The 14,941-nt window shown below is 50.1% G+C and carries 11 protein-coding genes and 1 other annotated feature; of the genes, 2 read left to right on the top strand and 9 right to left on the bottom strand.

Annotated features, from left to right (window positions below):
* Positions 1–147: 147 nt before the first annotated feature.
* Entirely contained in the window at positions 148–1,458 is a 1,311-nt protein-coding gene (locus C1714_RS02515; protein WP_210115239.1) for an IS110 family RNA-guided transposase, read from the bottom strand.
* Between the two features lie 719 nt (positions 1,459–2,177).
* Here C1714_RS02515 and C1714_RS02520 point away from each other — a divergent pair.
* Positions 2,178–3,665, top strand: coding sequence for an IS1182 family transposase (locus C1714_RS02520; RefSeq protein ID WP_102341589.1), 1,488 nt, complete (start codon positions 2,178–2,180; stop codon positions 3,663–3,665).
* Positions 3,666–3,979: 314 nt separating this feature from the next.
* Here the strand turns inward: C1714_RS02520 and C1714_RS02525 are convergent, their stop codons facing one another.
* From C1714_RS02525 to C1714_RS02560, 8 genes are all read right to left on the bottom strand, one after another.
* Positions 3,980–4,246, bottom strand: a complete 267-nt coding sequence (locus C1714_RS02525) for a DUF4339 domain-containing protein (protein WP_245304979.1) — start codon at positions 4,244–4,246, stop codon at positions 3,980–3,982.
* 15 nt (positions 4,247–4,261) lie between these two features.
* The gene (locus C1714_RS02530; protein ID WP_167849901.1) at positions 4,262–6,694 is read right to left on the bottom strand and encodes a helix-turn-helix domain-containing protein; all 2,433 of its coding nucleotides are present in this window, start codon (positions 6,692–6,694) and stop codon (positions 4,262–4,264) included.
* Between the two features lie 142 nt (positions 6,695–6,836).
* Positions 6,837–8,396, bottom strand: a complete 1,560-nt coding sequence (locus C1714_RS02535; RefSeq protein WP_102341713.1) for a PTS sugar transporter subunit IIABC family protein — start codon at positions 8,394–8,396, stop codon at positions 6,837–6,839.
* A 55-nt stretch (positions 8,397–8,451) separates the two neighbouring features.
* Positions 8,452–9,225, bottom strand: coding sequence for an NAD(+)/NADH kinase (locus C1714_RS02540; protein WP_167849902.1), 774 nt, complete (start codon positions 9,223–9,225; stop codon positions 8,452–8,454).
* Between the two features lie 133 nt (positions 9,226–9,358).
* Positions 9,359–11,299 carry a methionine--tRNA ligase gene (gene metG / locus C1714_RS02545; RefSeq protein WP_102341715.1) on the bottom strand — a complete coding sequence of 647 codons (1,941 nt, stop codon included), beginning with the start codon at positions 11,297–11,299 and terminating at the stop codon, positions 9,359–9,361.
* 32 nt (positions 11,300–11,331) lie between these two features.
* Positions 11,332–11,534, bottom strand: a binding site (T-box leader).
* A gap of 300 nt (positions 11,535–11,834) precedes the next feature.
* On the bottom strand, positions 11,835–12,173 hold the full coding sequence (locus C1714_RS02550) for a DUF2200 family protein (protein ID WP_102341716.1): 339 nt from the start codon (positions 12,171–12,173) through the stop codon (positions 11,835–11,837).
* Between the two features lie 185 nt (positions 12,174–12,358).
* Positions 12,359–14,215: a [FeFe] hydrogenase, group A gene (locus C1714_RS02555; protein WP_102341717.1), complete on the bottom strand. Its 1,857-nt coding sequence runs from the start codon at positions 14,213–14,215 to the stop codon at positions 12,359–12,361.
* Positions 14,212–14,442, bottom strand: coding sequence for a hypothetical protein (locus C1714_RS02560; protein ID WP_135567867.1), 231 nt, complete (start codon positions 14,440–14,442; stop codon positions 14,212–14,214). The genes C1714_RS02555 and C1714_RS02560 overlap by 4 nt, the downstream gene beginning before the upstream one ends.
* Before the next feature lie 228 nt (positions 14,443–14,670).
* On the opposite strand from C1714_RS02560, the gene C1714_RS02565 reads away from it, so the two are divergent.
* Complete coding sequence (locus C1714_RS02565; RefSeq protein ID WP_102341719.1) at positions 14,671–14,871, top strand: cold-shock protein; 201 nt, start codon at positions 14,671–14,673, stop codon at positions 14,869–14,871.
* Positions 14,872–14,941 lie beyond the last annotated feature (70 nt).

Genomic DNA, 14,941 nt, shown 5'->3' on the forward strand with positions numbered 1-14,941 from the left:
TCCCTCTTTCCAAAGATAATAATAACAAATATCTTTACTTTCCACCCTCCTGCAAAACGGGAGTTTGACAGTTAAAAAGTGTGAATGAAATTACTTAATGTTTATTAACAAGCCGCATTAAAAACAATATTGAGAAAAGTTCATGTTTTAGCTAACCACAGATTGTGGAGATCGCGATGGAGGTGTTTGACTAAAGGCACTGATCACTGTTTCAGGTTTCACACCAGATTTCACTAGGAAATCTATTGCGGATTCTATTGTTAATTCTTTTGGCTTCTTGGGCTTGGGGTTCATCAACTCATCGTAGTCGGAAGGCTTAAATGATTCTCCGGTAAGAATCATATTGTAGATGCAGATTAACATCATGCGGGCAATGGCAATGATTGCTTTTTTGTGTCCTCTACGCTTCTTGATTCTGTTGTACTTGATTCCGAAATAGCTCTTTGGATTTTTGATGGCAGCGAGTGCACATTGTACAAGTAAAGGCTTAAGGTACTGACCTGCCTTGGTGATACGCGTTGACTTCTTCTTTCCTGCAGATTCATTATTGCAGGGAACCAGACCTGCCCATGAACAGAGCTGACGGGCATTTTTCCAGATTGTCATGTCCACACCGATTTCTGATACGATAAGGATAGCAGAGAGGAAACTGATTCCAGCCATCTCTGTGATATGCAGGAACTGGCTGAAGAAAGGTGCTGCTCGTTTGACTAACTCCAAGACACAGGCACTGATGTGTTGGTCCAGTTCCTCTTTGTGTTTTTGGATCTCAACCATCTTGAATCTTGAATCAGAGTTAATCCTGCAGCCATGGATGGCAGCGAGAAGCTGGTCTTTCTTCCTGCAACTCTTGTGGACCAGCTTCATTAGGTCTCCATCCGTAAGTATTTCGGGATCATCTGCCGCCAGAACGGCATCCATAACTTTTCTGGCGGATTTCCCATTAATATTCGAAAAGATTGATCCAATACCTATGTTTGAAACAGTAAGACAGTTCTGATAACGGTTGGATTCTGAGGAGTTCATTCCGGTAAGCTTGTGATAGTATCTGCTGATTTCACGCAGTTCACGAATCTCTTTTGGCGGAATAAAAGAACCTCTGATAAGGTCATGCTTGTAAAGGTCACAAATCCATTTGGAATCCTTTTTGTCAGTCTTCTTACCTTTAATTGCCTTGGTGTACTTCGGATGAGCAAGGCAAATTGTAAAGTGGCGCTCTTCAAGGATGTTGTGAATTGGTATCCAATATTTACCGGTGGATTCCATACAGACATCTACGCAATGATGATAAGAAAGCCAGTCACAGAGGCGATACAGATCGGAGTTCAGGGTGCTGAAGGTTTCCTGGAAGTACTCGGTTACCATTGTCTGCTTGTCAGTGATTCCAACTGTAGCGACAATGATATTCTTGTGTACATCCATACCGCAGCAGATAAAGCGAACAATCTTCAAAGCCATAAAAAGGACCTCTCTTTCTAAGAGATCAGGCTCTGAATACTGTCCAGCCCTTAAATCTTATAGTTACTGATTTTAATGATAAGTGTACAGACTCTATGGTCTACTCATTTGTGCTTGTAAGGACAGCGTCAACTGATAAAAATGCAGCTTCAGTTTATCTACTAAACCTCTCGTGCTCTAAACAGAGCCTTGTCTCTATCGTCAGAATAGCAGACAAAGTAGAGAGTTCAAATTCATAAAACATTTGTGACGGCGAAAAGCGCCGTTATGGGGAAAAAAATGATCAATTTCAATTCAGCGCTTAATGGCGCTGTTTTTTTGACTTTTTTGGTGTCAAATTTTGTGTTTTTATTTATCGTTACACATCGTTTTATGATATAATTGTTTAGGAGCTATCTATGAGAGTTGCTGTGCTGAATGCCAATACCCCTTCCGAAACCGTTTATATCCAGAAGGATTTCTACCTCGGCGATGTCCGCGGCAGAAAAACGAATACTAATTCCAACNGAGACTGCTGAAAAAGTACGGTTATCGAATAACCGATTTTGCTTTAACATTTAACCTCTGAATGACCCGAGTGTGGATTTATGATTCACAATGATAAGCGCGTAATCTGCAGAAATGCGTCGATTATGCGCTTTTTCTTCATGTTTTGATTGAAACGCATGCATGCATGGCGTATAATATAACTATACTCCGGAGGTGTCTTTATGCTAAGAATGATTGATATGCCCCAGTTGGATCTTGGCTCTTATAACGGGCTCTACGATATTCTGATCCCTAGAGATAACTTCTGGCGTCAGATGAACGAAACGATTGACTTCTCTTTTGTTGCAAAAGAAGTTCAGAAGAACTACAGCGACTGTATGGGCAGAACTGCAGCTGATCCGGTACTGCTGTTCAAATATCTGCTTCTTAAGACCGCACGCAAGCTCAGTGATCGTGATCTGATTGAAAGAGTCCGGTATGATATGGAAATGAAATACTTTCTGGGCTATAGGCCTGAGGAAACTGAATTCATTGATCCGAGCCTGCTTACCAAATTCCGCAGAACCAGACTCAAGGATACCGACCTGCTGGATGTGCTGATTGGCAAGACTGTTGAAATCGGGAAGAAGAAAGGAGTCATTCATGATCATGAAAAGATCATCGTCGATTCCACTCATACCAATGCACTCTACCAGCATATTTCTCCGCGTGAGGAACTGATCAGGCGGGCAAAGGAACTGAGAAAGTCTGTATATGCAGCGGATGAAACCATGAAGGGCAGAATGCCGAAGAAGCGGGAAAGCAGCGGTCTTCTGGAGGATGAAATCGAATACTGCAAGGAATTGCTGGATCTGATCGCTTCAGATGAACGGCTTCAGAAGATACCGGATATCCAGGAACGTCTCAATTACCTGAAAGAAGGAGTGGAAGACACGAGTGAACAGTTTGAATTCTCCAGAGATCCGGATGCGAAAGTGGGGCACAAAACTGCAGACACTTCCTTCTTCGGGTATAAGACGCATATTGCCATGACCACGGACAGAGTCATTGTGAGTGCGGCAGTGACAACCGGAGAGAAACATGACGGCAAGCAGGCTGCAGATCTGATTGAGAAAGCAGAAGACGCAGGAGTAACCGTGGACGCTCTGATTGGTGATGGTGCATATTCCGAGAAAGACAATATTGAATACACCTCAGAAAAAGGAATCAAGCTGGCATCAAAGCTGAGTGAGAATGTTCTACATGGAAGCCGGGAGAAAGAGTTTGAGTTCAACAAGGATGCCGGGATGTATGTATGCCCGGCAGGACATATGGCAGTCAGAAAAAGCAAAGGCGGTCAGGAGAAAGCAGCGAATGGTTCTGATACAAAAGTAGTTACCTATTTCTTCGATGTAGAGAAATGCAGAAACTGTCCTTTGCGAAACGGCTGTTACAAGGAAGGCGCGAAGTCAAAAACCTACTCGGTAAAGATCAAATCAGATACGCATATTGCTCAGATGGATTACATGAAGTCAGATGAATTCAGAGAACTATATGCTGAGCGATACAAGATCGAGGCTAAAAATGCGGAACTGAAGCAGACCCTCGATTATGGAAATGCCCATGCGTGCGGAATGAACGGAATGACGATACAGGCAGCAGTATCGATTTTTCTTGTGAACCTGAAGAGGATAAAAACACTGGAAACAAGCGTTAAGGGGGCACCAGATAAGGAATAATCCTCTCTTTTTCTCACTTACTCTTCCGAAAGGCAGAAAAATCCTGGCCGGTTCTGATACTGGCCAGGATTTTCATCAGTGATTAAGTTTTCAACCCCTACTTTGTCAGCAACCTCGTTTTAATGCGCTCTGATTATAATTTCCCGCTTATAATTTTGTAGTTAAGTTTCAGGGATAAGAAAAGACGTCAACCATATGTTCTTAGGTTGACGCCATTGGCCCCCTCACGGAGGCCTTTCTTCTATGCATGAATGATCTGAAAACTGCAGTGTATAAAACAGGGTTCCGTTTTCCAGAACCCTGTTTCCTTAGACTTATCGCAATTGCGCAGCAGTTGCGTCCTGATCCTTTTCTTCCTTATCTTTGTCTTTATCTTCCGGAAGATAAACGGAATAGATACTGTCACCGATCCTGATCCAGCTGTCAAAATCCACCATCCAGATCAGATCATCACTGCTCAAAATACCGTTGACGATCAGACGCTTCAACTCCTCATCGGTATAGGGCCCGTACTTCGCCCCGTCTTCCTTCTGGTAGTACCAGATTTTTTCCTGTCCTGCAGTGTCAAGATTTTCCATCATGCTAGTTCTCCAGTCTCATCCATTCGTGCCGGTATTGTCTGTCGTATTCTGATCCGTGGAAGTCTTTGCCGGATTGACATAGGAATAGTTCGTCATTGTCGATACTGAGCTTGTATAACCCGTCGCACTCGCCGTAACCGTAATTGTATAGGTATCATCCGTAAGACCGTCGTCGGAACTCGTGAAGGTAGCTGAAGTATCCGTCACATTCTTTGAGATCGTTGTACCGGAGCTCTTGGTCAGCGTCACCGTATAGCCCGCCGCATTCGTTACGGAACCCCAGCTGATCGTCAATGCACCCGTTGAACCATCAATCGACGTTCTGATGCTCGTAGCCGCCAGCGTAGGTGTCGGGGTTGGTGTAGGCGTTGCTGTAGGCGTAGGCGTCGGAGCGGTGTAGCTGATCGTACCGCTGGCATCATCGGAACGCGAATAGCGCGTCTGACCGGCTGCCGGCAGCGCCGCAACCGTCACCGTATAGCTGCCGTTTGAAGCATTGGACAGATCTACAGTCACCGAATTTGCCGTAACCGTCGAATCATAGTTGATACCGGAGACCTTCACCTCATAACTGCCCGCATTGGCCACCGCATTCCATGTCAGCGTCAGCTTCGTACCGGAACTGTCAAGCGACCCCTTGATATTACCCGGCGTCGAAAGCTTGATCGTATTCGCCGCATAGGTATAGGTCACTTCCGTCGCCTTCGAAGCCTCATACGTATCCTTGTTCGAATACGCCGTAATCGTAACCGTATAGGACGTACCGTCCGTCAGCTTATCCGACGAAACCGACGCACTGGCCTTCTGCGTACGAACCGTCGTCACCGGCGACGTATTCACGCTCAGCTCATAGTAGTCCGCATTGGCCACCGAATCCCAGGTAATGCTCAGGTTGGCTGCCGTCGTCGAGAACTTCACGTTCGTCACCGAAGCCAGCTGCGTCGAAGCAGTCGCCGAAGCCGAAGGAGAAGCACTCGCCCCCGCTTCACCATACACGTGATAGCTGTTATCACCCGCACCGTAGATGGTACCCGACGCATCGACCGCAATCAGCGTCGAACCATTGGCCGCAATGTACCGGATATTCGACCACGTATCAGCCGCCTTCGCAAAATCCTCGTCCGAAGACGCGATCGATACCTTGCCGCTGTCAAGGCCCGCCGCAAACGTATCACCGACTGCAACTGCATCCATGCCCGTCCAGGTTGCCGTATTCGAAGAACCCGAAGAGCCAAGCGCATAGCACGTCACATTGCCGCTGTTATTGACCAGAGCCACCTGACGATCACTCAGCGCCACCGACGCAATACCGGTCTGTTTCCACCATTGCGTCGAACCGGACACAGAACCGACCACCTCCAGAGAACCATCCGACTTCAGGCCCACCGTAACCTCATTTCCCGCATAGACCTTCTGAATATCCGTCCAATCATCCACCGCGCATGCCGTCGTAGAGCCCGTGCACACAACGGTGCCGTCTGACTTCAGACCGACACTGTGACCCTCACCTGCCGCAACCATGACAATGTCCTTCCACTTGGTAACTTTGCCCGCATCACCGTTCGCCGAGCTCAGCACCGTACCATCACTGTTCAGCACCAGCGCAAAGTTGCTGTAGGCACTGACCTGCACCGCATCGGATGTATCGATGGACGGAGCCGAATCGCCGCTCATCACAACATCGCCCTTGCCGCGCACATACATCGCAAAGCCATTGCCCAGCGCCAGACGGTTATCACTGCTCAGATCCACCGCCGTCTTCGATCTGCCGCCGCTGACCAGTATCACAATCAGAGCGACCACTGCCACCGCAGCTGCCGCAATGCCAATAATCACCGGCTTCTTCAGATGAAGCTTCTTCTTTTTGTTTGAGGACGGCTTCGCCTTTTCCACCTTCTTCGGCTTCGGCTGTTCTTCTTCATCGTCTTCCGGTGCCTCCTCTTCGTCCGCACCGTCGACGATCTCACTCATCTTCGTCTGGGCAAACGAAGCGCTGTCCATCACCTTCGTATCACCGAGATTCTCCGGCGCCTCGACATTCTTTGTCGCACCCGAGGCATCATTCTCATCCTGCGTTGCAGCCTCAACGCCGTCTTCCACAAAGCCATCGATCGGAAGAATCGTATTCTCAAAACCCTGATCACCAACATCGCCCGTCGTATTGTAGGGAACGCCGCCGACCTTGTTCATAAAGGGAATCTCAATACTGTCACCCATCGTATCCGCCTTGGGAAGCCCCAGCGAACGCGTATTGTCCACCAGCGTCTGCAGCGGAATATGATACAGCTCCGCCAGCTGCTTCAGCTGCCCGATGGGAGCGATCGCATTTCCATTTTCCCAGTTCAGATAGACGCCGAGGTCCACCTGAAGCTTCTCAGCAATATCAGCCTGCGCATAGCCATAGTGCTTACGCAGTTCCGTTAACTTTTCCGGCAACAGATTGGCCATATCTTTTTCTCCATTAACACCCATATTTTAGGGTTCTTTGCCCGTTCTAGCAACCTTCATTCCAGCCTTCCAGCGCCGCGTATCCAAAGATATGTTAAGAAAAAGATGCACAGCACCCGCCGCACATCTTTTCACTCATCAATCACTCACCATCAATACTGCGGATCGACTGCCTACGCTTGGTCTCGATGCCCATCCGGATCATCGTCGACGCCGCACCGAACGATATGGAGAAGCCAGCCCTGCTTTCGACAACGCGGATCGCTCCCGCCGCCCTGAGCTTGTTTACATCAATCTTCTGCGGCTCATAGAGACCGATCACCAGCCGGCTGAACGACGAATGAATCAGCTTAATGTTATTGATGCCGCCGACCGCCTCGATCGTCGCATTCACCATGCGCTCCTGGCCGCCCGTATGGAAGATATCAACCGCCATATGCCGGAAATACAGCTGCGTCATCGCATAGTAGACCACAAAATAGATCACACCGACAATCAACAGCCGCATCGACGGCTCACGCAGCGAAGACGACTGGAAATACGTAATGTACTCCAGCAGCGTCCCGGGCAATGCCGTCATCGTCAGGTTCGTTGAACACTGAAAGCCAAGGTAGATCTTCATCGCCGAAAGAACGCCGAACAGAATCGCTGTCATCCCCAGGTGCATCAGATAGAGCAGCGGCGCCAGAAACAGCAGCCCCAGCTCCAGCGGCAGTAACGTACCCGTAAACAGAGAAATCAGAATCATCAGAACGATCAGAGCACGGTGACGCCTGCGCTCCAGACGGTCCGTCTGAATCTGTCCTGCCGCCAACAACATGCCGGGTACCGCAAACAGATTCAGAACATAGTACGGCGTAATGAATCTGCCCGTCATACCGGAGATACTGTTGGCCTTCACCTGCGCCGTCCAGATATTGACATCACCCGCGATGCTGGTGCCGCCCATCGAAATCCATGAGCCGCCATTGGAACCGTACCAGAACGGACTGCGGATCAATGTCCCCAGATTCAACGTCGAAAGGAAACGATCCAGAACACCGTAAATGCCCAGGTTCACCGGATTCGCCGTATCCGACGCAATAAACGAGATGCACAAATTCAGACCGGCCAGCACATATGGCCATGCCTCCACCAGCAGCAGCGAAAGCAGCCCGCACCAGAAGATTGTCGTAATCACGCACCACACGTCACGGTCAATGAAACCGAAGAGACTGTACTCCGAATGGCCGCGGCTCCTCGAATAGCGCCACAGCGTCACAAAGCCCGTAATCAGGGCACCGATCAAACCCGTCTGCAGCGGATAATGCACCAAAGACGCCAGCGTCAGCGCATTTACCGTCGACATCGACAGCCCCAGAATCGAAGAATACGCCGAAGATGACAGCGTCGAAGGTGCCGCATACATCGTCACAACCAGAAACGTCACATAGCCGGCCAATGCCGAGAACACAGTCGCCGCACTGCCGCCCTTGCGCGCCACCAGCCTTAACATGAAGAAGAGCGGAAAATTAACAACCAGAAAGGAGCCCGTCCGCGTACATACGCCCGCAAACATCACCACAAAATCGCCGTTCACGCTGAACAGCGTCGCAAACACCGAATTGGTCAGAATGTTTCCGATCCCAAGCAGAAAGAAACCCAGAATCAGAATCCGGATCGGATACAGAAATATTTCAAACAGCGAATGCCAGTTTCGCATCGCCCGCCCCTTTCCTAACTAAAATCAGTGTCCCTATTGTACCATGCCGGCACCGTTAAAACAGCGAGTGAAGACGATCCAGATAGGATACGTTCATGCCCCGCAGCACCTTGATACCCCGATCACTGTAATAGATCCTGACGCTGTGCTCCTGTTCCAGATGCAGCACACGCGTATCCGCCCCGAGCAATGCACCGGAAAGATCCGGCGAACGCAGCGTAATTACGGAATCCGCCTTCAGAATCAACGGTGCCCCCAGAGAACGATAGCGGCTATGATGAATGCCCGCGATCTCCACCATTTCCATCACATTGAGACCATCCTGAACAACGGCACCGCCCAGGGAACGGGAATAGGCCGTCGAGCCAAGCTGTGTCGCCACCAGAATTCCGGTACCGCGGAAGCGCTCAAAGAAACTGCCGTCAATATCAATATCCAGTTCCTGCGTACGGACTGCATTTTCAATGCGCACCTCGTTGACGGCACAGAATTTCCGCGTCTCCGTCTCGGCAACCAGCAGCGGAAATTCCTCCACCGTACCGCGCCGGTTCAGAAAATGATCGATCCAGATGTCAAAATCCGCCGCCGTATAGTCGGAATAGAATCCGAGCGTCCCCGTATGAATCCCGTAGAACACCGCCGTATCCCGCTGCTTCTTGTACTGATGGACTGCGCGCAGAAAGGTACCGTCGCCGCCGATGACAAAGATCGTTGCCGGCGTGTTTTCATTCAATACGTAGCCTTCCTGATTCAGGCGGCTTTTCAGTTTTACTTCAATTGAGTGCGACAGATCGTCCGGCCGCACAACACAGGCAAATGTCTTTTCCATAGCTTCAGTATACCTGCAGCGTATTCTCCCGGTAATGTTTTCGCTTCCACACTTCCTTCCTTTTACACAAGAAAGGGAGACAGCAGATTGCCATCTCCCCTCACTTGTTTGTGTGTGTCTTTTTCTACGGGTTTTATTCAATCTTGGTACCCGGTTCAAGTCCGTTGACTTCGACGACAGCGGTCTCATTGTTGTTGCGGCCGGCCAGAATCATACCCTGGCTCTTTTCGCCGCGGATTTCGGCCGGCTTCAGGTTCGCTACGACGACCACGAGCTTGCCAATCATCTGGCCCGGCGTATAGCTGTCTGCGATGCCCGATACAATCTGACGCACATCACCATTGCCAAGATCGATATCTTCAATCAGAAGCTTCTCGGCATTCGGATGGCGGCGGCAGCTGAGAACCTTACCTACGCGCAGATCCAGTTTGCCAACATCGTTGATCGTAATCTCATGAGCCTTGGCATCGGCAGCCCTGCGCTCTTCAGCGACCTTCTTCTCGTTGGCCTCAACCTTTTCCATGACTTCCTTTTCGTTGAGTCTTGCGAAGAGGATCTCCGGCTTCGCGGTCACGTGGATGCCTGTCTCCAGCGCACCGAACGTATGAATGCTGTCATAGCTGCGCTGCTGCGTACCGATCTGATCCAGGATCTTTCCACTGGTTACCGGCATGTACGGCTCCAGGAGAATGGCCGCGATGCGGATCGTCTCCAGAAGATTGTAGAGCACTGTAGCCAGACGGCTGATCTGATCCGGATCCTTGGCGAGAGACCATGGCATCGTTTCATCGATGTACTTGTTGGCGCGATCGAGAAGCCGGAAGATATCCGATACGGCGTCCGCAACATGGAGCGTATCCATATGGGCATTAACGGCCGCAATCGTATCGGCGCATGCCTTGACCAGTTCATCGTCCAGCGGCGCCGAAGCCTTCGGATTGGCGACAACGCCGTTGAAGTACTTGTTCTGCATTGAAACTGTACGGTTGACGAGGTTGCCGAGATTGTTGGCCAGCGCACTGTTGATGCGATCGATCATCAGCGGATAGGTGATATGGCCATCCTGATCAAACGGCATCTCATGAATCATCAGATAACGCACCGCATCCTGACCGAAAAGCTTTACAAGATCATCGGTATAGATGACGTTGCCCTTGGACTTGGACATCTTGTCGTTGCCTGTGAGCAGCCACGGGTGACCGAATACCTGCTTGGGCAGCGGCTCTCCCAGTGCCATCAGCATGATCGGCCAGTAAATCGTATGGAAGCGGATGATGTCCTTGCCGATGAGGTGCAGATCCGCGGGCCAGTACTTCTTGTACAGCGGATCGCTGTTTCCGTCGACATCGTAGCCAAGACCCGTAATATAGTTGCTCAGAGCATCGATCCACACGTAGACGACATGGGTCGGATCGAAGTCAACCGGAATGCCCCACTTGAACGAGGTACGGGAAACGCACAGATCCTGCAGGCCCGGCTTCAGGAAGTTGTTGAGCATTTCATTGCGGCGGCTCTCCGGCTGAATGAATTCCGGATGATCCTCAATGTACTGGATCAGACGCGGCGCATACTTGCTCATGCGGAAGAAATACGCCTCCTCCTGCATCGGCTTCAGTTCACTGCCGCAGACTGGGCACTTTCCATCCGGCCCGATCTGGCTCGGTGTATAGAATGCTTCGCACTCCTGACAGTACATGCCATCGTAGTGTCCCTTGTAGATATCGCCCTGGTCATAGAGCTTCTTGAAGATCTTCTGTACCTGCCGCTCATGGTAGGGATCCGTCGTGCGGATGAACTTGTCATAGGAGATATTGACGCAGTCAAACTGTCCCTTGATTTCTGCAGATACCTTGTCAACGAATTCCTTCGGTGTCAGGCCGGCGGCCTTTGCCTTCTCCTCGACCTTCTGACCATGTTCATCCGTGCCGGTCTGGAAGCGGACATCGTAGCCGCGCTGACGCATGCTGCGGGCGATTGCATCCGCCAGCACAATCTCATAAACGTTACCGATATGCGGCTTGCCTGCCGCATAGGCGATTGCAGTTGTAATGTAATACGGTTTCTTTTCTGTCATAGGTATCCTCCTTAAAATAAAAACGTCCCGAATGAAAGGACGTTCTCCACGCGGTACCACCTTTGTCTTGCCCCTTGCAGGGCCGCTCATTGTACACATAACGCGTGCGAACGGGCTGCACTGTTGGCACAGCCGGCTCCCGGTCCATGTTCCTTTCATCTGCCTGCACAGGTTTTCACCATCCCTGCTCACTCTTCCAGGACCCTGAAAGTACTCTTCCGTTCACTGCCTTTACACCGAGTAATTATAGACGAATGACCGTGGTTTGAAAAGATAATGAACTGCGTACAGTCTGGCCGTTTTCAACATCCTGCAGCAAAACGAAAAAACACTTCTGTCACAAAGACACCTCATGAGGGCAAAACAGAAACCCGGAACCTTCTTTGCCGACATATTGACCTGGATCACGGCCGGCTGCGCATCGCATCCGAAAACGAAGAAGAGAAACAAGAATGGGGATGTTGAAAAACCTTGACCTCAAGGTTTAGGCAGCATCTCCTGTTTGGAATCACATGCAGAATCGCATCATTTTCATCTAATAGCGCAGCACCTTCTCGAGCGGTTTTCCTTTTGCCAGCTCATCAATCAGTTTATCCAGCTGCCGCATTCTGCGGGTTACTGGATCCTGAATCTCTTCCACCCGGGTGCCGCAGATTATTCCCGTGATGGATTCTGCCGCGGGATTGTAAGCAGGGGCATTCTGAAGAAAATCACCATAGCGCATATCCAGGTTGATCTGCGTCATATCCCAGCCCGTGAGCCAGAAGATGACCCGGTCCACGTCCTGGCGGGAGTGTCCTTTGCGAATTGCCTTGGCGACCAATAACGGATAAATCTTTGAAAGTTTCATATCCATAGCGTTCATTCCTGCCATAGATTCCTCCCCGATTAATTCAAATACCCCGAATTGCCGGCCGCAGCACCGGGGAAATAGCAGACCAATGTCCGGCCCCGATGTCAACGGCCTGCAACCGGAATTTGCAGCAAACAGATTGCGTATGAATAGACCCCCGACGCTCCAGAAGCTCGTTCAACCGCTTCCCCGGCATCCTGCTTGAATCACAATGCAACAAACACATCACTGCCCTGATGGCAAATCGGGCATTCCGCAGGCGGTGCAATGGCAAGAACCACTTCCTGGCACACGGTGCATCTCCAGGCAATGACCTGGGCAAAGTGGCTGCTGTCCTGATGACAGATCGGGCACTCGGCAGGAACCTCATCTGCCTCAATCATGTAATGACATACATCGCACTGCCAGATCTTATGGCCTGTGCCGTTCTTCAGCAGCGTAACCTGATCCGTGATATCCACAAAGACATCTTTCCCCTGATGACAGAACGGGCACTCGGCAGGCGGCTCCACACCGATATACACATCGCCGCAGACACTGCACTTCCATACCCTGACTTTCTCAAATACTTCCGGACGGAAATGGGCAATCACTTCGCCTGTTTTCCCGGATGGCTCCTCGTCGCTTTTCGTTTCCTGCGTTTGACTCAGATCGCGATACGTCTGGTACTTTCCAGCATCGCTTCCCAGCAATGCGCTGCGGTCCGTATACATCGTATGGAGCATCTTCTCGGCCAGATCGCTCAGAGGCTTCCCATAGAATTCTTTGTAAAGCTCCACAATCTCCGGATTTTCATGACTCGAGCGTCTTGCCTTTTCCATGGACGCATCCCGCTGATACAGACCGTTAATCCGCTTCTCAAGCAGCGCATTGCCTTTTTCCTGCGTTCCCTTCGGCTGACCGCCGCCGCCGATACAGCCGCCCGGGCACGTCATCACTTCGACAAACGCATAGTTTTTCGGTTCCTTTTTCTGCCGGTCGAGGAATTTACGGACATTTGCCGTTCCATAGATGACTGCCACATTAATATCTTTCCCGTTGATGTTCACTGCCGCATCACGGAACCCGTCCATTCCCCGGACCGGTTTCAGGTCATACAGCTTTTCCGGCGCAGGTTCATTCGTAAGATAGGTATATGCCGTGCGCAGTGCTGCCTCCATGACTCCGCCAGTATTGCCAAAGATCACTCCGGCACCGGAAGCCTGTGACATCAGCGGATCATAAGAACTGTCGCTCAGGGAACGGAAATCGATATTCTCTTCCCTTGCCCATTCTGCCAGTTCCCGCGTCGTGATGACATAATCCATATCCCGCATCCCATCGATGCCAAGATATCTGCCGGCCGCTTTCATCTCTTCCCGGCGGATTTCAAACTTCTTTGCCGTGCACGGCGTTACGGCAACATTGACAATCGACCGGGGATCAATGCCCATCTTCTTTGCAAAGTACGTCTTAATGGTCGGTCCCTGCATACCGATCGGGCTCTTGGCTGAAGAAATATGCGGAAGAAGTTCAGGATAATAGATTTCGGCAAACTTCACCCAGGCCGGGCAGCAGGACGTAAATTGTGGCAGCGGCTTCGACGCATCCGGATGCTGAAGACGCTCCACCAGCTCACTGGCCTCTTCAACAATGGTAAGATCCGCCGCAAAGTTCGTATCAAGAACATAGTCCGCACCGAGTCTGCGAAGCAGCGCAACCATTTTACCTTCCACAAAGCTGCCGTCGGCCATGCCGAATTCTTCGCCAAGCGAAACCCGCACCGATGGTGAAGTACTGAAAATGACAACCTTCGAAGGATCCTTGATCGCTGCCTTCACAAATCCGGCCTCCGGAATCTCCTGAATCGATCCGGTCGGGCATACATTTGCACACTGTCCGCAATGAATACATACGGCGGTGTCACCTGTCTTTTCCAGATCGTAATACCCCAGAACCGAGATATAATCACGGCACACGTCACGACAGTTTCCGCACTTGATGCATTTGTCTTCAATGCGTTCAATCGAAGGATTTCCCGGCTCAATCGGAACGCGAATCTCAGGCGATAAATGCTTACTCATACAACCACTCCTCTCAAGATCAAAGGCCCTGAACCAGCCTGTAAATCTGTTCCCATTATCGAAATACCATTCCCCAGATGCAAGAGCTTATACAGAAAAATTGACCTGCTGCGCATTTCTTCGTAACTGTCCACTGTCATGACGCCGGTCACTTCATCAAATGGTTCCAAAAAGACTACGGATTGACTACGCTGCGCCATGCCTGTTTCCAATCCCCCTTCAGGCACCTAGGAAAAATGATAGAAATCCGATCGTTGAGCCGTTTTCAGGCACAGGCATGCCAGATTGACACGGAAGTGTTTTTTCAATCTTTTCCCTTGTAAATTGATTCTGTCCACTTTATACTTGTGGATGTATTCAAGAACTAACAGATTTCATGCCGGAATCGGATCAGTTCGATGAAGCATGAAATTTTTGTTAAGCAGCTTGGTACATAGAATAGGAGATCCATTGGGATGGCTACAGGAAAGGTTAAATGGTTTAACGCAGAGAAAGGATACGGATTCATCACAACTGATGAAGGCAAGGATGTATTCGTTCATTATTCTGCAATTCAGGGCGAAGGCTTCAAGACCCTCGATGAAGGACAGGAAGTAGAGTTCGACATCACGGAGTCTGATCGCGGCCCTCAGGCAGCAAACGTTGTTAAGAAGTAATCAACTCCAAATAACGCAAGCCAGGGGATGTGCACATGCACATCCCCTTTTTCTATGTTCTGTAATTCGT

The organism is Galactobacillus timonensis (assembly GCF_900240265.1).
GTDB classification, from domain to species: domain Bacteria; phylum Bacillota_I; class Bacilli_A; order Erysipelotrichales; family Erysipelotrichaceae; genus Bulleidia; species Bulleidia timonensis.